At 58.7% G+C, this 23,540-nt stretch carries 22 protein-coding genes and 1 pseudogene; 8 read left to right on the top strand and 15 right to left on the bottom strand.

Features of this window, described 5'->3' with window-relative positions; genetic code table 11:
- Together CCK88_RS13760 and CCK88_RS13765 are read right to left on the bottom strand one after the other, a co-directional pair.
- On the bottom strand, positions 1-336 hold the full coding sequence (locus CCK88_RS13760; protein WP_086471168.1) for an STAS domain-containing protein: 336 nt from the start codon (positions 334-336) through the stop codon (positions 1-3).
- The gene (locus CCK88_RS13765) at positions 323-2,248 is read right to left on the bottom strand and encodes a PP2C family protein-serine/threonine phosphatase (protein WP_140048993.1); all 1,926 of its coding nucleotides are present in this window, start codon (positions 2,246-2,248) and stop codon (positions 323-325) included. The genes CCK88_RS13760 and CCK88_RS13765 overlap by 14 nt, the downstream gene beginning before the upstream one ends.
- 104 nt (positions 2,249-2,352) lie before the next feature.
- Between CCK88_RS13765 and CCK88_RS13770 the strand changes: the two genes are divergently transcribed.
- Positions 2,353-3,348 (top strand): endo-1,4-beta-xylanase, encoded by a 996-nt coding sequence (locus CCK88_RS13770; RefSeq protein WP_170926494.1) that lies wholly within the window; start codon positions 2,353-2,355, stop codon positions 3,346-3,348.
- 340 nt (positions 3,349-3,688) lie between these two features.
- Here CCK88_RS13770 and CCK88_RS13775 read toward each other — a convergent pair whose 3' ends face one another.
- From CCK88_RS13775 to CCK88_RS13795, 5 genes are read right to left on the bottom strand one after another with little or no spacing between them, the layout of a single operon-like run.
- Positions 3,689-4,825: a serine hydrolase domain-containing protein gene (locus CCK88_RS13775; protein WP_086471171.1), complete on the bottom strand. Its 1,137-nt coding sequence runs from the start codon at positions 4,823-4,825 to the stop codon at positions 3,689-3,691.
- Positions 4,825-5,874: an extracellular solute-binding protein gene (locus CCK88_RS13780; protein ID WP_086471172.1), complete on the bottom strand. Its 1,050-nt coding sequence runs from the start codon at positions 5,872-5,874 to the stop codon at positions 4,825-4,827. Before CCK88_RS13780 ends, CCK88_RS13775 begins: the two co-directional genes overlap by 1 nt.
- 18 nt (positions 5,875-5,892) lie before the next feature.
- Positions 5,893-6,933 carry an ABC transporter ATP-binding protein gene (locus CCK88_RS13785; protein ID WP_086471173.1) on the bottom strand — a complete coding sequence of 347 codons (1,041 nt, stop codon included), beginning with the start codon at positions 6,931-6,933 and terminating at the stop codon, positions 5,893-5,895.
- Positions 6,934-6,937: 4 nt separating this feature from the next.
- Complete coding sequence (locus CCK88_RS13790; protein ID WP_086471174.1) at positions 6,938-7,720, bottom strand: ABC transporter permease; 783 nt, start codon at positions 7,718-7,720, stop codon at positions 6,938-6,940.
- Complete coding sequence (locus CCK88_RS13795; RefSeq protein WP_170926495.1) at positions 7,717-8,460, bottom strand: ABC transporter permease; 744 nt, start codon at positions 8,458-8,460, stop codon at positions 7,717-7,719. The genes CCK88_RS13790 and CCK88_RS13795 overlap by 4 nt, the downstream gene beginning before the upstream one ends.
- Positions 8,461-9,119: 659 nt before the next feature.
- On the opposite strand from CCK88_RS13795, the pseudogene CCK88_RS13800 reads away from it, so the two are divergent.
- A pseudogene (locus tag CCK88_RS13800) lies at positions 9,120-9,313 on the top strand (IS3 family transposase); the annotation flags it as partial.
- A 50-nt stretch (positions 9,314-9,363) separates the two neighbouring features.
- Here CCK88_RS13800 and rffA read toward each other — a convergent pair.
- Together rffA and rfbA are read right to left on the bottom strand one after the other, a co-directional pair.
- Positions 9,364-10,494 (bottom strand): dTDP-4-amino-4,6-dideoxygalactose transaminase, encoded by a 1,131-nt coding sequence (gene rffA / locus CCK88_RS13805; protein WP_086471176.1) that lies wholly within the window; start codon positions 10,492-10,494, stop codon positions 9,364-9,366.
- Positions 10,495-10,519: 25 nt separating this feature from the next.
- The gene (gene rfbA / locus CCK88_RS13810; protein ID WP_086471177.1) at positions 10,520-11,398 is read right to left on the bottom strand and encodes a glucose-1-phosphate thymidylyltransferase RfbA; all 879 of its coding nucleotides are present in this window, start codon (positions 11,396-11,398) and stop codon (positions 10,520-10,522) included.
- A 217-nt stretch (positions 11,399-11,615) separates the two neighbouring features.
- Between rfbA and CCK88_RS13815 the strand changes: the two genes are divergently transcribed.
- Positions 11,616-12,620, top strand: coding sequence for a hypothetical protein (locus tag CCK88_RS13815; RefSeq protein ID WP_140048994.1), 1,005 nt, complete (start codon positions 11,616-11,618; stop codon positions 12,618-12,620).
- 382 nt (positions 12,621-13,002) lie between these two features.
- The gene (locus tag CCK88_RS13820; RefSeq protein WP_140048995.1) at positions 13,003-14,157 is read left to right on the top strand and encodes a hypothetical protein; all 1,155 of its coding nucleotides are present in this window, start codon (positions 13,003-13,005) and stop codon (positions 14,155-14,157) included.
- A gap of 11 nt (positions 14,158-14,168) precedes the next feature.
- Here the strand turns inward: CCK88_RS13820 and CCK88_RS13825 are convergent, their stop codons facing one another.
- The 6 genes from CCK88_RS13825 to rfbB are packed head-to-tail and all read right to left on the bottom strand — an operon-like array spanning position 14,169 to position 18,558.
- The gene (locus CCK88_RS13825; RefSeq protein ID WP_086471180.1) at positions 14,169-14,603 is read right to left on the bottom strand and encodes a GtrA family protein; all 435 of its coding nucleotides are present in this window, start codon (positions 14,601-14,603) and stop codon (positions 14,169-14,171) included.
- On the bottom strand, positions 14,596-15,501 hold the full coding sequence (locus CCK88_RS13830) for a glycoside hydrolase family protein (RefSeq protein ID WP_086471181.1): 906 nt from the start codon (positions 15,499-15,501) through the stop codon (positions 14,596-14,598). The genes CCK88_RS13825 and CCK88_RS13830 overlap by 8 nt, the downstream gene beginning before the upstream one ends.
- On the bottom strand, positions 15,501-16,166 hold the full coding sequence (locus CCK88_RS13835) for an acetyltransferase (protein WP_086471182.1): 666 nt from the start codon (positions 16,164-16,166) through the stop codon (positions 15,501-15,503). The genes CCK88_RS13830 and CCK88_RS13835 overlap by 1 nt, the downstream gene beginning before the upstream one ends.
- Positions 16,163-16,807, bottom strand: coding sequence for a methyltransferase (locus CCK88_RS13840; protein WP_086471183.1), 645 nt, complete (start codon positions 16,805-16,807; stop codon positions 16,163-16,165). Before CCK88_RS13840 ends, CCK88_RS13835 begins: the two co-directional genes overlap by 4 nt.
- Before the next feature lie 12 nt (positions 16,808-16,819).
- On the bottom strand, positions 16,820-17,521 hold the full coding sequence (locus tag CCK88_RS13845; RefSeq protein ID WP_086471184.1) for a WbqC family protein: 702 nt from the start codon (positions 17,519-17,521) through the stop codon (positions 16,820-16,822).
- The gene (gene rfbB, locus CCK88_RS13850; RefSeq protein WP_086471185.1) at positions 17,518-18,558 is read right to left on the bottom strand and encodes a dTDP-glucose 4,6-dehydratase; all 1,041 of its coding nucleotides are present in this window, start codon (positions 18,556-18,558) and stop codon (positions 17,518-17,520) included. Before rfbB ends, CCK88_RS13845 begins: the two co-directional genes overlap by 4 nt.
- A gap of 69 nt (positions 18,559-18,627) precedes the next feature.
- Between rfbB and CCK88_RS13855 the strand changes: the two genes are divergently transcribed.
- From CCK88_RS13855 to CCK88_RS13870, 4 genes are read left to right on the top strand one after another with little or no spacing between them, the layout of a single operon-like run.
- Positions 18,628-19,851, top strand: coding sequence for a class I SAM-dependent methyltransferase (locus CCK88_RS13855; protein WP_086471186.1), 1,224 nt, complete (start codon positions 18,628-18,630; stop codon positions 19,849-19,851).
- Positions 19,848-20,666, top strand: a complete 819-nt coding sequence (locus CCK88_RS13860; RefSeq protein ID WP_086471187.1) for a phytanoyl-CoA dioxygenase family protein — start codon at positions 19,848-19,850, stop codon at positions 20,664-20,666. The genes CCK88_RS13855 and CCK88_RS13860 overlap by 4 nt, the downstream gene beginning before the upstream one ends.
- Entirely contained in the window at positions 20,605-21,603 is a 999-nt protein-coding gene (locus tag CCK88_RS13865) for a glycosyltransferase family 2 protein (RefSeq protein ID WP_244557541.1), read from the top strand. The genes CCK88_RS13860 and CCK88_RS13865 overlap by 62 nt, the downstream gene beginning before the upstream one ends.
- Before the next feature lie 4 nt (positions 21,604-21,607).
- Positions 21,608-23,425 carry a hypothetical protein gene (locus tag CCK88_RS13870; protein ID WP_086471188.1) on the top strand — a complete coding sequence of 606 codons (1,818 nt, stop codon included), beginning with the start codon at positions 21,608-21,610 and terminating at the stop codon, positions 23,423-23,425.
- The last annotated feature ends 115 nt before the right edge of the window (positions 23,426-23,540 follow it).

Consider the following 23,540-nt stretch of genomic DNA (forward strand, 5'->3'; position numbering starts at 1 on the left):
CTAGGCCTGAAGGTTTTCGATCGCCAATTGCGGCGTATCGTAGAGGGTAAAGACGCGGTCCATCCGAGTAAGACTGAACAGGCGCCGAACCGCGCTATTGGCGCTGGCAATGGCGAGGCTCCCCGACGGACCGAGGCGTTTCAGCACCGAAACGATGACGCCCAACCCCGAGCTATCGATGAATTCCACCTGTCCCAGGTCCAGCACCAGCCGATTCACATCGCCGCCCAGGGATGCGCTCATATGCTCCTTGAAAGAGGGCGCCTTGCTGGCGTCGAGCCGGCGCTCTAACACCCGAACGATCAGCACGCCGTCGATGGTTTCAGTGGATAACATGGTTGCTCCTTAGGTCGGTTCGTTCAACGATCAGCACGCTGACATCGTCGGTCAGCTCGCTTTCTCCCCGCCACTTGCGTAGCGAATTCTGAAGGGACGCCAGAAGGTCCGGCGTTGCGCTCGCGGCATGGCCGGCGACGAAATCGTGGAGGCGTTCTTCCGAGTAGAAGGCGCCCCGCGGATTTTCCGTTTCGACCACCCCGTCGGAATAGATCAGCAGCCGGTCGCCGGTGCGAAAATCAAATTCGATGCTCTCGTAATCGGCCTGGGCAACCATGCCCACCGGGAAGCCGCTGCCGCCCAAGGGCTCTACCTCGCCGTTCGAACGGATCAAAAGCGGGCTGGGATGCCCGGCCTGGACGATGCGGCCGACTGGCGCGGCGGCGTCGATCTCGCCCAGGATGGTAGTAAAATAGGGCAGGTCCTCGGGCCATTCGCGGTTGACCTGTGCGAGGATCTTTTCGATCGGCTCCTCGCGCCGCCGTGTCAGGATCGCTTGGGACAGCGTATGCTGCCCCGCCACCGACACCAAGGCGGCCGCCGCCCCGTGTCCTGCGACATCGATCTGGAAAAAGCCGACGCCGCCCTCGGGCTGGGCAATGACATTATAGGTGTCGCCGGCAACAAGGCTCGATGGGCTATAAAGCCCGTTATGGCTGATGCCGTCGACAATGGCCGGCGCCGGCAGCATGGCGAGCTGGATGGTCGCCGCCGCCTCGAGGTCATGCCGCAACTGGTCAAAGGTGCGCTGCAGGTTCTGGTGCACCGACTGCAGTTCGCGCTGCGTCCGCTGCCGCTGGATGGCATTGGCCTTGAAGGTGCGCAGCGCATTGGTCATCACGCCCACCTCGTCAAGGCGCTGAGCGCGCGGCACCGGCGTCGAAAGGTCGTTGTCGGCCAGTCGCACCATGGCGCCACTAATGCGCCCGATGGGTTGGATCACCCGACGGCGCACGACAAGAAGAATGAGCACGGCCGCGACGGCACCGGCTCCTGCGACCAGAGAAAAAATAATGGCCGACCGTCGAGCATCGCGAACGAGTAGCTCAAGCCGCTCTGATGAACTTACAATCACCGTGTCCTGAAGTGCGCTGAGCGCGTCGAGCATCTTGTCCGATGTCGCTTCCCAGTTGGCTACCATTGATGCTGTGGCCGCACCGGCTTTTGCGCTGACGAGCTGGAGGAGCAGCGGATAGTATTCTCGTCGATAATGCGCTCGTGCGTTCGCTATGGCGGCGCGAACCGTAGAACTGAGAGAGATGTCGACTTCGTTTTCGATCATCTGCCAGGCTAGGCTCACTCTTCCTAAAATGCGCTCGACCATCACCAAAGTTTCGCCCGGCTCACCATCCTCGTAGGTTAGAAGGGAGACGCCGATCGCCTCATTGAACGCAACCGCTTCATGAAGAATATCGACATAGGCGCGAATGTTGGCTTCCGCTGCCAGCACGGCATCGGTCGGACGGTTGTCGTTGAGAAGGTCCAGTCGCGTGGCCTGTAAGTCGTCGATCAAAGCCGACGCCTCGCTGAGCCAGGCCGCTGCCGCAGCAAGGCGCGCACCTTCGTCACCGACGCCGATTGCTCGGTCTATCCTCGCGCGTAAGGCCGTCAGTCTGCCCTTTTTTGCTACAACCTGCGCATGACTTTCTCCGGCGCGTGCGAGCAGCCCATTTCCAGACTGGAGCGCTGCCTCAGCCTGCTCCAGCGCCTCTTCGGCATCGGCGCGCATCTGGTCAATATCGTCACCGAATTCATCTTGGTTCGACACGGTGAGATGAATAAAGGTCTTCGTCCGTTCGCGCGCCAAAACAGTGCTCGCGAGCAGCAGTTCCTGCCGCACCGCATTGGATGCCTGCAGGCGCTCTGCGGTTTCGAGCTTGGAAAGCTCGCCGCGAAGCAGCGCGATGGTCACAAGGATTAGGGCTAGGCCGAGACCAGCAGTAAGCACCAGGATTATGTCGCGTATCTTCATGGGCCGCTCGCGTCTGGCTCGCTAACGCTTTGAAGGAAAAGTCGTTGAGACAACTCGGCGAAAATTGTGGCTCAGCTCCTTGCTCCACATTCGGCTATGCCATAGCAACGGCTGACCTCGACCACTCCGCGCGCCGCGCTGTGATCCTGCGCGATTGCACCTCGTTGACGCCCGAATACGAGGGCAAGTGGGACGCCGTTTGCCAGGCGGACGGCAGCCTCGACTTTGCAGCGCTCGATTGCCTGGCCGACTTCGCCAAGGCCCATGGCCTTGCGCTTCATGGCCATACTTTGTGCTGGCATGGTTCAATCCCCAGGCAGTTTACCAAGGTGGACGCCGAGCGATTCCGCGCGGCCGCGACAGTCTACTGGGGCAACGCGGTGGACCGGTACCGTGGCGTCATGCGTTCATGGCATGTCGTTAACGAACCCTTGTACCTGCCCGATGGCCGCGATGATGGGCTGCGGCTGACGCCGTATCTCCAAGCCTTCGGCCCGCCTTACCTGCACGAACTCTTTCAGCTCGTTGCCTCCCGCGATCCCCATGCGGTGCTTGTGCTAAACGAAATGGGCCTGGAAGACCAGTCGCCGGAGGCTGACGCAAAACGGCGCGCTATGCTGCGGCTCCTTGAATCTGCGCTCAGGCACGGCGTGCCGATCCATGCTCTGGGGTTACAATCACACCTCGATGCCGCGACCTTCTTGCGCGGGGGCCACGAGCGGTTTGCCCGCTGGCTGCGTGATGTCACGGATCTGGGCCTCCGGGTTTCGGTCACCGAGCTCGACGTCGACGACCGTGGTCTCGAAGGAAACATCGTCGTTCGAGATGCAGCCAGTGCCGAGGTTTATCGCGAATACCTTGCTCTGGTGCGCGACAACGCCCTTCTGCGCGACATCACCGTCTGGGGCCTATCCGACGACCGTAGCTGGCTCAATGCCGAACACATCGACCCCGCAGCGCGTCCGCTGCTCTTCGACGAGCACCTCATTCCGAAGCAGGCGTGGCACGAAATGACGGCTACAACGGGTCAGACAATATAACGGCAGTTATTCCAACCGGACGCCCAAAAGCTGCCAGTCCGCTACCGGCCCCGGTGCGGTCACAAATCAGACCGACTGCCTTGGCCGCCGCCCGGAATTTCACTGGTTTTGCATTCGAGGTACATCCGCGAGGACCAGCCTCAATCAACCGGATGCCCTTGGTCTTGAGCAGCTAGCCAATGTCGAATTTTGGTCCCCTACGCTCAGATTGAGGTCGCGCCCCACGTAGGTTGGCAAATGCGACTTGAGCGGCGCGCCGGTTTGCCTTCGGAACAGCTCACCAGCGCGGTTTCGTGCGAAATCCAACCCTTGGTTGTTGAGTTGGAAGTGGTGTCTGTTTTTAAAGGGAGATCGACATGTAGGCGGCATCGATCATCGCTTTGGCGCGCGCCCCGATGTCGTTGCCGTCATGCATCTTGTTGGTGGTCCAGCACAGACTGAGCTGCGCCACAGGATCGGCGAAGGCCTGCGATCCGCCCGCGCCGGAATGCCCAAAGCTTCTCATGTTCGGGCCCATCGGCCGGTGCGGCGGCGAGTTCAGCATAAACCCTACAGCCATGCGCAGTCGCGCTCCTTCGCTGTCGGTACTTTGCGCCTGCTGCTCGGTCAAGAATTGCCGCAAGGTCGCTGCGGTGACTAGTGGATTGGGCCCGATCATGGCATTGTAGATGCCGGCAACCGCTCGCGCGGTACCATGTCCGTTGACCGAGGGCAGCTCTTCGCTCCGCCATCGCACCGAGTTGTAGTCTTCCTCCACAGGCACCGCTTGCCACATGCGATAAGAAATGGAGTTTTTGGGCTCACGCTTTGCAGCATTCACCACGTTATTGGCCGAAGCGACGATCGTGGAACAGCGCGCTTGCTGTTCGGCATTCATGCCAATGAAATAGTCGAGCCCCCGCGGGGCGCAGATTTCGTCCCGCAGAAAGGTGCCGATGCTGCGCCCGGTAACCCTGTGCACCAGTTCTCCTGCGATAAAGCCAAGCGTTGAGGAATGGTAGACCTGCTTTTCACCCACCGGCCAAAGTGGCTTCTGGTTGGCAATCGCGGCGACCATTCGATCCCAATGGTAGAAGTCGCCCGGCACGGCCAGATCAGTCACCGGAATGCCGGCCAGGTGCCCCAGCGCCTCGCGCACGGTGATCGCGCCTTTACCTTCTGCGGCAAATTCGGGCCAGTAAAGACTGACCGGCGCATCGAGCGATAGTTGTCCGCGATCGACGAGCATGGCCACACAGATCGTCGATATGCCCTTTGCCACCGACATCATCAGCGTCAATGTGTCGGCGCGCCAGGGCGCGCCGCTCTGCTTGTCGGCAATACCGCCCCACAAATCCACCACCAGCTCGTTGCGGTAGTAGATGGCAACGGCGCCGCCCAGTTCGTTTCGCAACCTAAAATTGTCGCGAAACGCCTGAGCCACCGGCTCAAAGCGGGAGTCCGAATGGCCGCCGATAGTGGGGTGCACTTGCGCCATCAGCCCGAGATCACTTCCTGCTGCATGCGCTGGGTGATCTCGGTAAAATGCGACTGGATCGACGCCCAGTCGATGCGCAGGAGCTGGTCGGCTGGGGCGATGCGGCTAGCGACATCGGGGTTGAGCTGGGCTTTGGAGTTGACCACGCCAGTGGGCATGGCATTGCCGAACGCCACCTGCTGGTCGACGCTGAGGGCAAAGTCGACGAATTCGAGCAGCAGGTCGCGGTTCGCCGCATTGATCGGCACGTGGTAGGACAGGACGCCCATCGGCGCGCCTTCCGTCGGCGTCACGAACTTGCCGGGAACCCCACCGTCGATCAGCGCGTAGGAGCGGAAGCCGCCAAAGCCGGCGGCAACGCTGGCTTCCTTGCGCTGGATGAGCCCGTCGACCTCGTTGGCGGTGTTGAACCAGCGCGCCACATTGGGCTTGAGTTCCTTGAGCTTTTCGATTCCCAAGTTCCAATCCGAGGGATCGCCGGCGATCGCCGCAGCAATCATCACCAACTCATACATCGAGCCTGCGGCTGCCGCCGGAGCCAGAACCTTGCCGGCGAGCGAAGGATCCCAAAGATCGGCCCAGGAGGCAATCGGCTTTTCGACCATGTCTTCGCGGTACAAGATGCCGTAGTCAACATAGTTGAAGCCGACGGCCTTGCCTTCGTAGGTATCCTTAAAGATCGGATAGACGTCGGCCAGTGCCGGTACCTCGTTGGGCGTCAGGTCCATGAACAGGTCCGGTACGCGGATGGCGCGCATCGCCACCGGCAGCGAAAGGAACGGTAGATCGATTTCGGGCGCATCGCGATTGACCAGCGCATTGTTGAGCCATTCATCGGCTGAACCATACTTGATGACAAACTCGGCGCCGGTCTTGGCCGAGAAAGGGTCAAGCACGTGCTTGCGATAGTTCTCCTCATAGGCGCCGCCGAACAGTGTCGTGACGATGGTCTTGCTCTGTGCGCGCACGATTGCCGGAAAACCGGTGACCAGACCTGCAGCAGCCGTCGCTGCCAGAAAGTGCCGTCGAGTCAGTGAACCTGATGTCATTTCCAAACTCCCTTGAAGCTAATGTGCCAGAATACGAATGGCCGCCGGATCGAGATCGACCGATACGGCCTCTCCCACCGCGAACCGCGCATCCGTCGTCGGGATGCGGGCCGTGACGGGACCAGTTGCGGTGTCGACGACATAAGAGGTCTGTTCGCCCTGATAGACGGAGGACGAAATCTGCCCCGGCATCGCCCCTTCGCGATGACCGGATGCCAGCGACACACGCTCGGCTCGAATGGCCATCCGGACTTTGCTGCCCGGCTGCGCCTCGATTTTTTCGACCGCAATGACCGTATCCCCGATCGCTAATTGCTGAGCCGAACGCGCCTCGGCGTCGAAAATGTTCTGAAAGCCCATGAAATTGGCGACGAACTCGTTGGCCGGGTTTTCGTAGACGTCACAGGCCGGCGCGATCTGCTGGATGATCCCGGCATTCATCACCGCCACGCGATCGCTCAACACCACAGCCTCTTCCTGGTCATGGGTCACGAAAATGGCGGTAATGCCTAGTTCCTTGGTCAGGCGGCGCAGTTCCACCTGAAGCGTTTCGCGCAGTTTGCGATCGAGCGCGCCAAAAGGCTCGTCAAGCAGCAATGCCGTCGGGTTGGTGACGACCGCCCGAGCAATGGCGACGCGTTGCTGCTGCCCGCCCGAAAGCTCATGCGGCATGCGCGCGAGGTAATCATCGAGCCGGACCAGGCTTAGGGCGCGCTTCACGCGCTCTTCACGCTCGGCCTTGGCGACGCCCTGCATCTTGAGGCCGAACGCAACATTGTCTGCGACGCTCATATGCGGAAACAGCGCATGAGACTGAAACACCATGGCGATGCCGCGCTTGTGGATCGGCACCTTGGTAACGTCGCGGCCATCGAGGATCACCCGACCCTCGTCGATATCGGCAAGTCCGGCGATCGAACGCAGCAAGGTAGTCTTGCCGCAGCCGCTTGGCCCCAGCAGCGTTACCAGCTCACCCTTGTCGATCTGCGCCGACACATGGTCGAGCACGAGCAGGTGGTTGTAGCTCTTTGAGACCGATTGAATATCGAGTGCGGGCATGGGGTTAGGCTCCCAGGGTTTTGCGCAGGCCGGCAAAGCGTTCGAGCGCAATTGCGACAACCAAGGCCAAGAGGATCAAAAGGGTGGACACGGCTGCAACCGACGGGTCGAGATTGTATTCGACATAGCTCATGAGGCTGAGCGGAAGAGTATTGGTGCGGGCGTTGGCCAGAAACAGCGAGATCGACACGTTGTCGAACGAGATGATGAAGGCAAATATCATTCCCGCCAGAAGCCCCGGCGCCATGCCGGGCAGCGTCACATGCAGGAAAGTACGCAAGCTGTTGGCGCCAAGCGAACGGGCGGCCTCTTCCGCAAGCGGATCAAGCCGCATGAGGCTAGCGCTGGTGGTGCGCACGAGATAGGGCAAAACGATCAAGACGTGCGCCGCGATCAGCCGCGTGCTGCCGCTCGAAAAGCCAAGGCGAGACGACGCCAGCAAAATAGCAAGCCCGATTACCACCGAAGGCACGACGAGCGGCGCCAGCAACACCGTCTGCAGCACCTCCCGGCCTGGCAACCGGCCACGGGTGACGGCAATCGAAGCCGCAACGGCCAGCGGGGTGGCAATGGCCGTCGAGGTCACGGCCAACCATAGGCTGTTCCAGGCCGCCGAGGTAAATTCGGGGCGGCTGAGGGCATAGGCATACCAGCGCAGGGTGAAGTTCTGCGGCGGAAACTCGAGGATTTCGCTGGTGCCGAAAGAGCTTAGCGCAATGATTACCGTCGGCGCCAGGATGAAGGTAAAGAGCGCGGCGACGACGAGGCCGAAGACGATACGGGTCATTGCGGGCGCCTTTGTGCCGGAGCCAGTATTGTCGTGAGCGTGCCAAGGCCAAGCACGACCGTCGCCGCGACCAGCAGCAACAGGAAGGCCATGGCCGACCCAGTGCCCCACTCATAAAGGTTGATGAAGTTCTGGTAGATTAGCGTGGTGATGAAGTTGGGGCCGCTCGGGCCTAGCACTGCCGGGGTGACATAGGCCGAAATTGAGAGCGAAAAGCATAAGGTGACCCCCGCACCAATGCCGGGCACACAGAGCGGCAACAGGATGTGCCACCATACCCGAGCCCGATTAGCACCCAGGGTCGATGCCGCTTCGCTGATGGCCGGCTCAATGCGGTCGAGTGCTGCAACCAGCGACAGGACCATGAATGGCAGAATGATGTGCACCAAACCGACACCGATGGCGAAGTCGGTGTAGAGCAACTGGATCGGCGACTGGATCACGCCAAGCCCGATCAGGAGATTGTTTATGACGCCATTATTGCCGAGGATGACGATCCAGCCATAAGAGCTCGCCACCATGCTCACCAGCAGCGGCGACAGGACGATGATAGCGATCGGCGAGCGCCAAGCGGCCGGCGCGCGCGACATCAGCGCCGCCAGCGGAAAGCCGAAGATCAGTGCCATGACCGTGGCACAGAGCGAGATCAGGAAGGTTCGCCCGGCAACCCCCAGAAAGAACGCGTCTGTTAGCAGGCCCGAATAATTCGCCCCAGTCGGCCCCGAAACTTCCTGGAGCATGAAGTCCCCGGTCAGGGTGCTAAAATTGAGTAGGTGATACAGCGGCACACCCAGCACCAACCCCAGGAGCGCCATACTGGGTACAAGAAGCGCCAAAGAGTATCTGTTTGATAAAAAGGGCATCGTCACTCCTCCCCCAGAAGCTTCGACACTCAACTGTCATCTGTCAACAGTTTGTTACGCCGGGACGCGATCACTCCCATCAGTCTTTAGGATAATGAGATAAAGGCTTGCGTACCAAGGGAAGCAGCCAAGCAGAAAGCCTAGAGGACGTATTCCAGTCATCGTAGAATGTGTTTGTGCAGACTGTCGACAGGTTGGATTGGATGCACTTGCAACCATGACCTCTCGAGAGTTGACGGTCTGCGTATCCACCCCCCAAGGCCATGCGCGTGATCCTGACTACGCCTGAGGAGTTCTAAACCAGGATGACCGCGCCTTGGGAAGTGGCCAAGTTGCTTCAGGGCCCGCTCCCGGATGGCCACTCAAAATTGTCGCCCGACGCGCCAAGGAAGATCCGCCACCCTCCAAAACGGAGTAGCTTCGCCCGGCAACTCAATCGTCCTTGACGACTTGCAGCTTGGTTATGGCCAGAGCCGCGCCACGCGGCCGCAGACGAAGCGGCCGGGTGGTTTCTCCTTGATGGGCGCCGATGGCGGAGCAGGCGCGGAAACTGCCATTACGATGCCGTAGCCGAAAGCTTCTTCATCCTGCTCAAGCGCGAGAGAATTAGGCGCTGGACCTATTGAACCGGGACGAAACGCACCAGGATACGTTCGACTACACCGATCTGTTCTACAACCCGACCCGCATGCTGTCACCCGTCGAGTTCGAGCGACGGCATCAGAAATGACCCCGAGGGTGTTTACAAAACGAGCGGCTATTCACAAACCCGGGACAAGGCTATGTGCACGAAGCCAAAATCTCAACTATGCGTACCTGATCAGCAGACCGCAAGCCCGGCGAAAGGGGCAGGCGTACGATGCGCTGCCAGATGTCGTCGGTAACGGTCATGTCGCCGTGGGATCGACCAAACTTCTCGCCAGCCGGAGAGGAATGGAGCGGCACATAGTGGAAGGCGGCCTGGATACCGGCCGCGGCCAGCGCGCCGATCACGACCTGGCGCTGGGCCGCCTCGGGCAGCAGGACATAATACATATGCCCATTGTGCCGGCATTCGTCGGGCACGATGGGTCGCCGCAGCCGACCTGACGCCTCGAGCCCAGCAAAGGCCTGGTGATAGTTGTCCCAGACTGCCAGGCGTGCGCGATTGATCGCCTCTTCCTCCTCAAACTGCGCCCACAGAAAGGCGGCAATCAATTCGCTGGGGAGATAGGATGAACCGATTTCGCGCCAGGTATACTTATCCACTTCGCCGCGGAAGAACTGGGCCCGGTCGGTGCCCTTCTCGCGGATCACTTCGGCGCGCAGCACCATGTCGGGGGAGTTGACCAGCAGCGCGCCGCCTTCGCCGGCGATGATGTTCTTGGTTTCGTGGAAGCTATAGGCGCCCAGCGTGCCGATGCTGCCAAGCGCCCTGCCCCGATAGCTCGCTCCGACGCCCTGGGCGGCGTCCTCGACGACGGCGAGCCCATGCCGATCGGCAATGGCCATGATCGTATCCATCTCACAGGCCACGCCCGCATAATGCACCGGGGCGATCGCCCGGGTTCTCGATGTGATGGCCGCCTCGATCAACCTTTCATCGAGGTTGATCGTATCCTCGCGAACATCAACAAAGACCGGGATACCCCCGCGCAGCACGAATGCATTGGCAGTCGACACGAATGTGTAGGATGGCATGATGATTTCATCGCCCGGTGCGATGTCTAGCAACAAGGCTGCCATCTCCAGTGCGGCGGTACACGAATGGGTCAGCAGAGCTCTGGCCGTGCCGGTCTTCCGTTCCAGCCAGTCGTGGCATTGCCTAGTGAAACGGCCATCGCCAGACAGCCTCTCAAGACAGGCCTGGGCGACATAGTCCATCTCCTTGCCGATGAGATGGGTGGCGTTGAATCGGATGCTCGAGGACATGGCAATTCCAGTCATGAGAAGTTCATTAACGCTGCTGCCTTTCGGCCTCGGAGGCGACATAGGCTAGATAGTCACGATACTCGCAGTGAGGGATAGTGTCCAAAAGCGCACGGAACCGTTCGACGCTGAGGAAGCCCCGGACCAAAGCGGCTTCTTCGGGGCAGCCGAGTTTGATCCCCTGCCGACGCTCGATTGTCTCGACATAGGAGGAGGCTTCCTGAAGGGTGCTGCTCGTGCCGGCATCTAGCCAGACAAAGCCACGATTGAGTCGAGATACCTGAAGCTCGCCCTGTTCGAGGTAGTGCCGGTTGACGTCGGTGATTTCGAACTCACCGCGCGCCGACGGCTTTAGGGATTTGGCGATATCAACCACCTGTCGATCGTAGATATACACACCTGGCACGGCGAAATTTGAGCGGGGGACGCTTGGTTTTTCCTCGATAGAAATGGCCTGGCCATCGGCGCCGAACTCGACCACGCCATATTGGTTGGGATGCTTGACGTGATAGGCGAAGATCAACGCGCCGGACTTGAACGTCGACACGGCCTGAGGGAAGGCATTGCCGCCGAAGAAAATGTTGTCGCCCAGCATGAGGGCGACGTTCTCGTCGGCCACGAAATCCTCAGCAATGACGAAGGCCTGCGCAATGCCTTCGGGCCGTTCCTGAATGCGATAGTGGATCTCGATGCCCCATTGCGTGCCGTCGCCCAAAAGCGCCCGGTAACGCGGCAGATCATGTGGTGTTGTTATGATACAGAATTCGTGAATGCCTGCCGCAATCATCACGGTGAGCGGGTAATAAATCATCGGCTTATCATAGACGGCCTGCAGCTGCTTGCTGGACACCTTAGACAAGGGATAGAGCCGCGAGCCGTTGCCACCCGCTAGAATAATGGCTTTCATGCCTCAACGCCCCCATAAACGCGCCTTCCTGAAAGTGAATTGCGTATCAGAAGGTCGCTAGGGAGAAAATCTATAAAATGGAATATGAAAAACTAGTTTGGCACGATACACAGCGCGTGGTGCCGACCCCGCCGTAAAGAGAATTGCCCCCTCACCGAGCCGCCGCACGATGCGCCCCCTTGTAGCCTACATCCTCTGCGCAGCACGCGCGCCCGCAATGTCGATCTGCTCTGTTCTATTGCTTCTGCATACGGGATTCGATGCCTACTGGCCTGCATTCAGCGACGACGTCACATTCAATCATCAGATTCGAACCTTTGCAGCTGTGGGATTTTCGGGGGGGTACTACACCATCGGCGAGCTGCCGCCGCCTGCATCGTTTACCCATTTTGGGGCCCATGGTCCGTTTTATCCCGCGCTCTATGGGCTGTTGTTATGGCCGCTCGGGGCATCCGTCTCCGGGCCGATCTGGGTGCACCATAGCGTAATGTATGCGGCAACGTTGTTCGGGCTGCTGCTTGCCCGACCGACCGCGGCTGGCGCCCTGGCGATGGCCGTTGTCATTGCGACGTTCTGGCCGGCAATTGCCATGCTGACTGCCTCCATGCAGGAGGGATTACATTTCAGCATCGCAATCCTTGGTGCTGCCGCAGCCTTCCACAAAAGGACCTCGATCGGCACGGCGTTGTATATGGCCGCAAGCCTGGTCCGCCCGACCTGGGCGCTCGGATTAGTTACGCTGATCCGAAAGCCGAGAAACGTTTCGAGCTTCGCGGTACTGGTGGGCGGTGTTGCGCTGTTTTCGGTCGGTTCGCTTATGGCCTTCATGTTTATTGCGGCCCCTGTTCCGAGGGGAATTGTAGAGCGCGCCCAAGATGCCATCGGGAGCGGAGGGATTGGCTCGCAGACAGCCGGGCTCGCTGTATACTACGGCCAAAAAGCCCTCGCGAACCTGACATTCGTCATGTCGCCGTCCCGCTGGCAGCCTCTCGAAGGTCAGGTCCTAGTTCTTTCTGCGGTCGCTTTGCTCCTTGCTCTCCGGCGCGACGCGGACTGGAGATTACGGATGTCGGCTACAGTGCTCGCCGGGATGCTCACTCTGGTAATAGTTTTCTATGATGCCGACAGCTATAGAGGGTTTAGGACCTTGGCCCATTCACGTTACTCGCCCTCGTCAGTGCCGTGCTATGTATCGGCAGTAAAAAGGTCGCCGCACTACTAGTTGGCATCAATCTGATATTTGTCGGCTCGTTCGTCCACTTCGTCCAACAGAATCGCGAGCCGGCATTCGGCTCGAATCATTTGGCTCTCGCAAGCATTGCCGACGAGTTGTCGGATCGAATGAGGTTTGACATTACGGCAGACCCTTGGTGCAATACCGTTCTTATTGACTACATGGATTTGGGCGCGATAGCAGCGACTATACCCCCGGGGTTTGGATTATCTGTTGTCGCAGAGCCGAAGCGGGTGCCTGATAGCCCAAGATCGGCATTTATCATGATTTCGTCTGGCACTACAGAAGCCATGAAGTTTTCGTACGAAGTTGTATACCGATCCGACGATTTTTCGATTCTTAGAAATTCACTCAGCGAATGCAAATAAAAATGACAACAGATCAGTCTAATACAGGCGCCAGACGTATTCGGGATATCTCGCTATTTGTAATTGTATTCTTATTTTTTGCTTTTGTGTTTTTGCAGTTTATGCTCACAAACAGTAGCAGCGATCTTCACCTGCACATAAGATACGCGGAGGAGATCAAATCATTTTCGGATATCCACTCGCCGCATTTTCTCTTTCAGATAACGATCAATTTCATTCACTTCATTACGGGTCTGTCCCACAGCTTATCCACGGCTACGCTTCTGGGCATTTGCTACGGAGCTATGGCCATTCTGATCGCCCACAGAATACTGCGCACCGGCATGTGTCTTGATGCGAGTATGGTTTATGGATCGACATTCCTTGTCCTGGTCGCGTCCCATATTTTTGCGGTGACGATCCTTGTGCCAAATTTCTACTACAATTATCTTGTCCCGATAACCTATCACAACCCGACCCAGCAACTGAACAAGGTGTTCGCCGTTGCTATATGGTTCATCTATTGTGATTTGGCTCTCTCGAAAGAGAATAACTGGTCACCTGCGAAGTTGGCGCTGTTGTCGGGCCTTTGCGTTGTTTCGGCGGTGGCAAAGCCATCATTTTTGATAGCATTCCTGCCGATAAGTGGCGTCATTGCATTGTTTGATCTCTGGCGCAGACAGTGGCGCAGAGCATTCAACTACGCCCTGGCAATGATCCCAGTCACTCTCGTTCTTGTGTGGCAGTTCGGTTCACACTACGGCGCATCGGAAAAGGGAGGTATCATCTTTGCTCCGTTTGTGGTTTTCCCAAACCCCGTACAGTACCTTCTGATGATTCCGATGTCGCTTGCATTTCCGATCGTGGTCACGATCTGCTTTTGGAGGGAAGCGAAACACTCGCGCGCCTTGCAAATGGCTTGGTCATTTATGCTCTTGGCGCTGTTTTACACCCTGTTTTTGGCAGAATCGCAAGATATTGGGTCCGGAAACTTCGCCTGGACCGCCCAGACTGGGGCTTTTTTGTTATATATTGAATCTCTATTGCTCGTGATGGAACGCCGCGCCGCCACTGGCCGCTTCAAAACGATACCGATCGCCGTTCTAGGGGTTCACGTCGCCTGTGGGTTTGTCTTTGCCGGAGCCAGCGCATTCTGGCCCGCACCACTATGGCAGTAGCGGGAATGGGATCAACTTTCGCTATTGCGGCGTTCTGACCTGTTAGCGCGACTTTGCGGGAAAACCACGAAGTTGAAACAAAGGAAAAGGAAGCCTGCCACCATGAAGATGGCAAGGCCTTGAATGACCTGGTGCGGGTAGCCAAGCCGATCTACCAGGATATAGAGGAGGGCAAAATTGAGCCCATAGCCGCAGAGATGGGCAACGCCATAGCGTATGGCGCTACCCACGACACTGCCGCCATAGCTGAAGGCGAGCTTTCGATGGCTGAAATAGCCCGCCACAGCGCCGACTGCATATAGTAGTGTCATAGTGGTTTTGGGGCCTGCGCCCAACCAGGTCAGCCCAAGATAGAGCAGATACCCCGAAAAATTTAGGGCAAGGCCGATTACGCCGTAGCGTATCAGCCGTGTCAACGTATCGCGCAAAACTGCCAAATCAGTCACTGGCCACCGCAAGACCGAAACCGGTCTGACCGTAGCCGTTGCCGTTATAGAGCATAAATAGCTTGCCCTTGTGGCGGAACACGAAGGGATATTCGATCATTTCGCTGTCCCAGCCCTCGGCTGCTACATCGAAACCCGGTTCAGCATGATGCCATTCACAACCATCTGGGCTGGTCGCATGGCCGATGCGATAGGTTTCGCCGCGGCCGCTGCGACAGGAATACCACATGGACCAGCCATCGCCATTCTGGACCACGGTGGGCCGTGAGAAGGCCTGAGCCTTCCCGAGGGCATATGGGATGACTGATCGGTCGGGTTGGAAGGCGTGTCCGTCCAACGAATGGGCGTGGCGGATGATGTGCAGCATCTCGCCATTACCGGCGTCCCAGCTCAAGGTAGAACCGTACCACATGTGATGACCGCCGCGGGCGTCGTCCATGACCCAGGGATAGGACAGGCTGATCGGGTCAGATTCACTGAGGCCGAAGAAAGGCATGTCGCCGTTAAGCGTGAGCGAAAGGTCTTTGCCTAAAACGAACCGGCCAATCTCGCCGCGCCAGTGCTCGTTTTTAGGAATGTGCCAGCCCATAAAGAGGATGTAGCGCTGACCGCCGGCAGTGTAGCAATTACCAATGCTAACGCCGTGCGAGTAGAAGCTCTGAGATGGGCCATGGCGAAAGACCGGCTCCCGGCACGTTTCGAGCACCGCGCGAGTGACGATGTCGATGTCGACATAGCCGACCGAGGAGCGCTTCTCAACATCGCGGCCGCTGAAGAAGACGCGGAACACGTCGTCATACAGGTGGACCGGCAGGGGGTTGGCCGCGTGCGTCTGCAGCTTTTCGTGCAGCGGAGGTGCATCGTAGATCTGGCCTAGCCTGGTCCAGCGTATGGCCATCAAATATTCCGCAGCCGACTAGAGGGCACGCGGGAGCGCTCGGTCGCGGAGCCCAGATACACGCCCTCGGGTTCGGCATCGGTCAGGATCAAGGCGCCAGCGCCGATGACACATTTCTCGCCGATTGTCACATGGTCGCGAATTGTCGCGTTGACGCCGATGAAACAGGACGACTCGATTCGGCAGCCGCCCGAGACCACGACGTGGGAAGCGATGAAGCTGTGGTCTTCAATGGCGGAATGATGGCCAATGTGATTGCCGCTCCAGAGCGTAACATTGTCGCCGATGGTCACAAAAGGCTGGATGGTATTGTCCTCGAGGATGAAGCAATTTTCTCCGATGCGGCCATCGTTCAGAATAGTGGCGCGGGAACTGACATAGCTGGCGAGCCGGTAGCCAAGCCCTTTGGCATCGAGATATTTCTGACGCCGGACGGCGTTGAGCTTGCTGTAACTGAGAGCGACGAAAAGATCATGTTCGTCCGGAGCGAACTGGCCCGGCAGCTCATCGAAAGCAATGACCGGTAGATCGCAGAAGCGGCCCGCGCCCAGATACTCCCGGTCCACGGTGAAGCCGATGACCTCGTAATTGGTGTCGGTAGAGAAGTAGTACCAGGCAAGCTGAGCTATGTCGCCGGTGCCGAAAATGACCAGTTTTTTCTTCACGGATCGGTCCTGACCAGAATGGTGAATTCGTACAGGCCGTAATCGTGCAAAAGGGCGACATTCCGGGAATAGCGCTGCCGGCAGAGATCGAACACGGCGGATGGCGACGCGTAATAGAGATCGGAGCGCATCCGGTCCGCGTCGGAATAGGCTGTCAGGCAATTGAAGGAGAAGCCGCGCCGGCTAGTGCGCGCGATAAGGTCGAGCGTCTCGACCATATAGGCCCACCACTGGTCGTCGGAATGGCCGAGCCGGACGTTGAAAATGCCGCTGGCAAAGCCATAATCGGCAACGCGACCCGGATCGGAGCCGATCACGAAGGCGGCACCCGAATTGTCACCGAATTCGACCTGACCGGCTGCGACCATATCGGCGGAGATGTCACAACCAAGGTAGTCGAGACCGGTGTGATGCTCGCGCAAAAAGGCAAACATGGCGCCATAGCCGCAGCCGATGTCGTTAACCGAAAAATTGGGCTGGGCGCCGATGATGCGGACCAGTTGCTCGAAGCGGAGCAGTTGGCTGGCATCACCATTCCAGTCGACACCTTTGGCTGTAGTTCCATGTTCAGCGAGCCTCGCAGCATAGTAGCGCTCCACATCGCCCAGAAGGCTCAGCTCATCGGAAGAACGAGATGTCATGACTGTTTGGTCCTATGCAGGTTTGCGCTGGACATATTTCATTGCCTCGGGAGCATTGGCGCCGGAATTGAACAGCAGATCCACAATGCTGACGCCGTGGACGAATTCTCCCCAAAGCTGGGGATACGTTGGATAGCCACCGTAATCAAACCATTCGACAGCAATACCGAGATCGGCGAAGACCGTTTCGTCGAGATATTCCCGGGCAGCGGGTCCCGAAATATAGGTGGTCGCGCCGGCCTGTCGGCACAGATCGGCCAACCGCTCGCTCTTGCCTTCGGCGAGCGAATAATCCCAGGAATTGAAGATCGTCGTTCCGATACCCAAATAGTCGCAGATCGTTTCGATGAATCGGCGGTTGACGTCGGAAATATTGTCGTAATGCTCACGATAAAGCGGCTCTAGCACCGCCGAGACCTCCCTGAAATGGGGGGCCCGGGCATAGTTGGCGCAAAGCGTCTTCCAATGCGCCTCGGCCCAGGATGGATCCTGGATCTCGGTCTCACGGATAGTCTGGGTATATTTGCCCTTCACCTTTACCGGAACGGTCAGCCATTGCGTACCCTGCGGGGTCTTGATGAGATTGCGATTGCGCCAGTCGCGGCGTGTGAACTGCATCTCATCATAGAGAATGAACTGATCTACGGCGGCGATTAGATCGAAATAACCCTTCCAGGGAATATAGTTGGACTGAACTATCGCCACCCTCGTCATGCCAGTACCCTGCCCTGATCGCGACGCTTCAGGGCATCGGTCACCCACTGGCCGTGATCGAGATACCAGCGCACAGTCTTGCGCAGGCCACTGGCGAGCTGCTCAGTGGGCTGCCAGCCAACCTCCTTAGTAATTTTGCTGCTGTTGATAGCATAGCGGAAATCGTGTCCGGCCCGGTCGGTGACGAAGGAAATCTGCTCGCCGTAGGATCGCTTCGAAGGCAGGGGCGCCATTTCGTCGAGCAGGTTGCAGATCATGCGCACGAGATCAATGTTGGCGACCTCATTATTGCCACCGACATTATAGGTTTCACCGACGCGGCCACGGTCGAGCACGGCGCGGATGGCGGAGCAATGGTCGGCGACGTAGAGCCAATCACGGATATTGGTGCCATTGCCATAGACCGGGATCGGCGCGCCGGACAGGGCGGACCGGATGGCAACAGGAATGAGCTTTTCCGGATATTGATAGGGCCCGTAATTGTTCGAACAATTTGTAGTCAGGACAGGCAAGCCAAAGGAGTGGTGGTAGGACCTCACCAGATGGTCCGATGCGGCCTTGGATGCCGAATAGGGGCTGTTGGGGGCATAGGCAGTGGTCTCGGTGAAAGCGGGAGCGTCCGAAGGAAGACTGCCATAGACTTCGTCGGTCGACACATGCAGAAAACGGAACGCGGCGCGTTCCCCGACAGCGCCTTGATCGAGATAAAGTCGCACCGCCTCGAGCAGTTCGAACGTGCCCACGACATTGGTCTGGATAAAGGCTGATGGCCCAGTAATGGAGCGATCGACGTGGGACTCGGCTGCAAAATGCAGCACTGCACGCGGACGATGGGTGGCTAGTGCCTGCGCGACAAGTCCGCGATCGGCGATGTCACCCACAACCAGAGTATGCCGATCGTGATCAGGGAGGTTGCCGGGATTGCCGGCATAGGTGAGGCTATCAAGAGTGACAACCGGCTCGCTGGAACGGCGCAACCAGTCGGTCACAAAATTGGCCCCTATGAAACCGGCGCCACCCGTTACCAGTATCGTCATTCCACACCGAATCCTGTTGAATAATGTGACGTGTCGAGTATCAATTTGATCGCCTCAACGCCATAAGCCATGATCACGGCGGGCATGTGCAAGCGAAATTATTCCCCGTCCAGCAAAGAGCTTGGCCATAAATTGATCTGTCCTGTCTGCGGATCCCCCGATATTGCAGTTCTGCCGGCGCCCCATGCGGGCCGCTCAATGGCGAGCGACGGCCGCGTCATCGCCGCCGCGCTCGAAAAGGCATCCTGCTGCGCGTGCGGGCACGGCTTCCACGCCAGGCCGCTGACCTCCGAGGACCGGGACCAGCTCTACGACGACAGCTATGATCTCGGGCTGCACGATGTCGCCGCCGACGCATCACGAGCGACAGACTACGCCGCGCTGATCACCGAGTTCATCGACCGGCATGTGCCAGGCTATCGGCTCCCGGGGCTATCGATCGTGGAATACGGCTGCGGCAGCGGAGCCTTGCTCAACCGGCTAGTACAGCAATGGCAGGCGGCGCCCTCGCTTGGGATTGAGGCCGCCTCCGGCCTTGTCGATGCCGCCAGGATGCGCGGTTGGCAGAATGTGGAAATCCGCCAGGGTTTCGCAGAAGCCGCAGCCGCATCAGTGCCACATTACGACCTGTGCCTGTCGGTCAACGTGGTCGAACATGCGCTTGATCCGGTGTCTTTTCTGGCTGTTGGCAAAACCTCAATTGGGCAAGATGGCCTCATCGTCACCATCTGCCCTAATGGCGACTGGCCCAGCACCGAACTACTGTTCCGCGATCATGTATCGAGTTTTACGACGAGCTCATTTGCAGCTGTCGCCGAGCAGGCGGGCCTGAGGGTGGTTACCTCGGCGGCATTGTCCGGCCGGCAATCCGGCTTCAGTATTTATCTGCTGCAGCATGGCGCCAGCCCGAAGTCGACGAACGCCGCCGCCGCCGAGCTTGCCGAGAAGCGACTGCGCTATCTGGAAGGCTGGCAGGAACTGGAAGGCGCGGTGCTAAAGGGCGTGGGAACGCGGCCTTTCGTGATTTTTGGGACAGGCGAATTCGCCGACCTGCTGCACGCCTATTGCCCGCGCGTTACGGACCGGGCGCAGTGTTATGTTGTCGACCGCCCCGTCCAGTCTACGAGGCATGGGCGCGATATACTGGACATTGTGCAGTTCGAGGAAGAACGAATTCTCCTTCTGGCAGCCGTCCATCCGCGCAGCTGGCCGCTCCTTTGTGACCGCTTCGGACCAGATTCCGATCGTCTGATTCATCCCTATCAATTCTCCAGCCTGAGATCTGAGCTATGACTGAAATTGCCCGTTACGGTGTCAAGGAAGCGCTGGTGGCCAAGGACGATATCGACGTCCTGGTCGAGGAAATCAGGCTGCTAGGCTATACTTCGTTGGCGTCAGGATTATCGGAAACCGAGCTCGATACGCTATCGGGGGTGTTCGACGCCGCCGAGCAACGCTATCAGGCCGACGCAGCAGAAAAGAGCCTCGACCTGGCCGCGATTGGTGAGCGCGACACGATCCGCGTGCTGCCGGCCATGGCGCCCGAATTCTGGCAGGTGGTGTTCAACGAGCGGCTGCATCGGCTGCTCGGCCAGTGCCTAGGGGACTATTACATCCTCAACCAGGCCAATGGCTTGATCAACCGCGCTAATGCCAGCCGCTATTCACAGGCGGCATATCATCGGGATCTGCCCTACCAGCATTTCGTCAGCTCCCGGCCAATTGCGATCAATGCTCTGTTCGCGATGGACGAGTTCACCATCGAGAATGGGGCGACGCGCGTCATTCCGGCGAGCCACACGCGTGAACCGTTCCCTTCCGACGACACGGTGCGTCGCCTCGAAAAGCAGGTTACGGTGCCGCGAGGGACATTCATCGTGCTCGACTGCATGATCTACCATGCGGGATCGACGAACTTCTCTGCAAACAACCGCCGCGCCGTCAATCACGTTTTCACCATACCGATGCTCCGCCAGCAGATACATTTTCCGTCGGTGATCGGGTACGATCGAGACCTAAGCGATTGGCAACGAAAGGTACTGGGATTTGGACTCGACGAATACCGATCAGTCAACGAGTGGTTGGCCGCACGCAGCAGCAAACCCTGACATAGCGGTCAAGGTTAGCGTCCTCAGCATCGTTACGACCGTCTATCGGTCCGCTGCGACGATCAAGACCTTCATCGAGCGCGCGATAGGTGCAGTATCGAGCGCGGCCGAGCGGATCGAGGTCATCGTTGTCGATGACGGCAGCCCGGACGATTCGGCATCTATCGTGCGGGACTTAGCGGACCAGGACGACCGCATCACGCTCGTGCAGCTCAGCCGCAATTTCGGCCATCACAAGGCGATGATTGCCGGGTTGGAGAATGCCCGCGGCGATCTGATATTCCTGATCGACAGCGACCTAGAGGAAGAGCCCGAGCACCTCACCCCCATGCTCGCTAGACTGCGACAGGAGCAGGTCGACGTGGTCTATGGCGTGCAGCGCGAACGCCGCGGCGGCTTCATTGAGCGCGTTTCGGGCAATGTGTTCTATTCTACCTTCAGCCGACTGAGCGAAGTTGAACTGCCCCGAAATGTAGCCACGATGCGGCTTATGACGCGGCGTTATGTCCGCTCCTTTCTGCTGTTCCGGGACCACAATCCAGTCTTCGTACCCCTGTCGATCCTCGTCGGTTACCGGCAGGCGGCCTATGTCTTCGACAAGAGAAGCTCCAGCGCGACGACCTATTCGGTCCGCAGCCGCATCTCGCTGCTGATCCTGGCGCTCACCAGTTTCAGCGGCAAGCCGCTGCTGTTGATATTCTGGGCGAGCGTGGTCTTTTCTTCAGTAAGTTTCTTTTTCGGGCTCTCTGTGGTGGTCAATGCCGTGGTTGGACCGGTGCAAGACGGCTGGTCCTCGCTGATGGCGGCAGTCGTGTTCTTCTTCAGCCTCAACGCACTCATGACGGGAATATTGGGCCTCTACGTCAAACTGATCCTTGATGAGGTGAAGGACCGTCCCAGAACGGTCGTGCAAGAAGTCTATCGCAAATCGACATAACCGTATGACACCCCAGATCAACGCCATCCTACGCTGGCTGCCCGCTGTTGCTTCGGTCGTGGCTCTTGGCTATCTGCTTACATTGGCTGATCGCGGCTTCGATTTCACCGATGAATCGAGCTATCTCAACTGGATCGCTGACCCCTGGCTCTATCCTCTGTCAGTCACGCAGTACGGTTTCGTATATCATCCCGTGTTCACGCTGCTCGGCGGCGACGTAGCGGCGCTGAGGCGCTTCAACATTATTGTGACCTTCCTGTTGGGCTGCGGCTTGGGACTGGTCGTGGTGCGATCGCTCATCCCCCAGCTCAGGTTTATCTCGACGCTAGTTCTGGCCATGCAGGTAGGTTTCGTCGCCCTACTAATCATCGCCAACTGGTTGCCTACGCCCAGTTACAACAGCCTCAACCTTCAGGGGCTGTTGGTTTCAGCCACCGCGTTGTGCCTGATTGCCTGCACCGATCGCGAGGGAGGGCCTCCACGAGTTCTCCTGCCCTTCGTGCTACTGGGCGTTGGGGGCTGGCTGGTATTTATGGCCAAGCCCACCAGTGCCGGGCTGCTGGCCGCAATCGCGCTGGTCTATCTCACCAGCCTGCGTAGACTGTTCACGCCAGGGCCGGTGGTGGCCGGAGCCGTCGCCGGTTTGCTGCTCCTAAGCAGTGCACTCTACATAGATGGCTCAGTCACTGCGTTCGTCTCCCGCCTCTCTGACGCCGTCACGCTATCAGCCAGCATGGACAGCAGTTACTCCACCGGCCGGATTTTGCGTATTGATACAATCGCTTTTACCAATCTGGACTGGGCCGTCTTCTGGGGCCTTGCCACACTAACTGCCATAATCGCGGTGCTGTCGACTACCCACAATCCAAAGGGACGTGTGCTCGTTCTCATGGCGGTGACGGCGGCAATAGTGTTCTCTGGCACGGCGCTGTTTGGGCTGACCGGGTTAGGGTTACAGGGCTGGTCGATGTGGAACGTGCTCCAGATCGGCGCCGTGCTGCCAGCTGCCATCCTTGCCGCCGCCTATCTGCTCTGGCGTGGGAAACTGCAGCGCCCCCCTACTGCAAGGCTGCTGACGATTGGCATGTTCATTGTGTTGCCCTATGCAAACGCTGTGGGCACCAACGGCAACTATTGGCCAGCAGCGAGCTATGCCGGAATATTCTGGGTTTGCGCGGCGCTGTTGGTGCTCGGGACTGGAGATACGCCCGGTGACGGCCGGCAAAGTGCCTTGGCCGCCCTAGGTTTTTCTATCGCTACTCTGATTCTAGGCATCGGGTTGCAATTCCCTTACCGACAACCGCAACCGGTGCGCGACAATGTCCAGTCCATCCAGGTCGGCGGAAATAACGTCGGACTGCTAGTTTCCGATCAGTTTGCGCGATACATCAACGAACTGCAGGCCTCAGCAAAGGAGAAGAACTTGCTGCCTAGGACGCCGGTAATCGACCTAACCGGCCACTACCCGGGCGCGGTTTTTGCGTTGGGCGGGGCTGCCGTGGGCCAAGCATGGATGATAGGCGGATATCCGGGGAGCGACAGCCTCGCCAAAGCCTCACTTGAACGCGTGGCGTGTGCTATCCTCGCCCGCGCCTGGCTGCTGGTGGAGGGGAATGGGCCGCGCTCCCTGTCGCTTAGCGTGACCGAGCTGAACGGCGCATCATACGAGGCCATCGGTCCGATAGCGTCGCCGACGGGGGAATATCCTCGGTCCTACGCGCAACGGCTGATGCGGCCAACACATGACGTCAACGCGGTCGCGTCGGCCTGTTTGGTGGCTCGGGAGCGTCAGCCCCGGGGACCGGCAGGCACCTCGTTGTAACGGAACAAGCAACAACCGTTCCACCGCCAATGTCCCGGAAACTGTGACCTGCAGCAACAGATATGATTTCTACAGGGTGAACCGCGCTCTGAACAGAATCTTGCGCATTCTCCGC

This window comes from Devosia lucknowensis, from assembly GCF_900177655.1.
Taxonomy (GTDB): Bacteria; Pseudomonadota; Alphaproteobacteria; order Rhizobiales; family Devosiaceae; genus Devosia; species Devosia lucknowensis.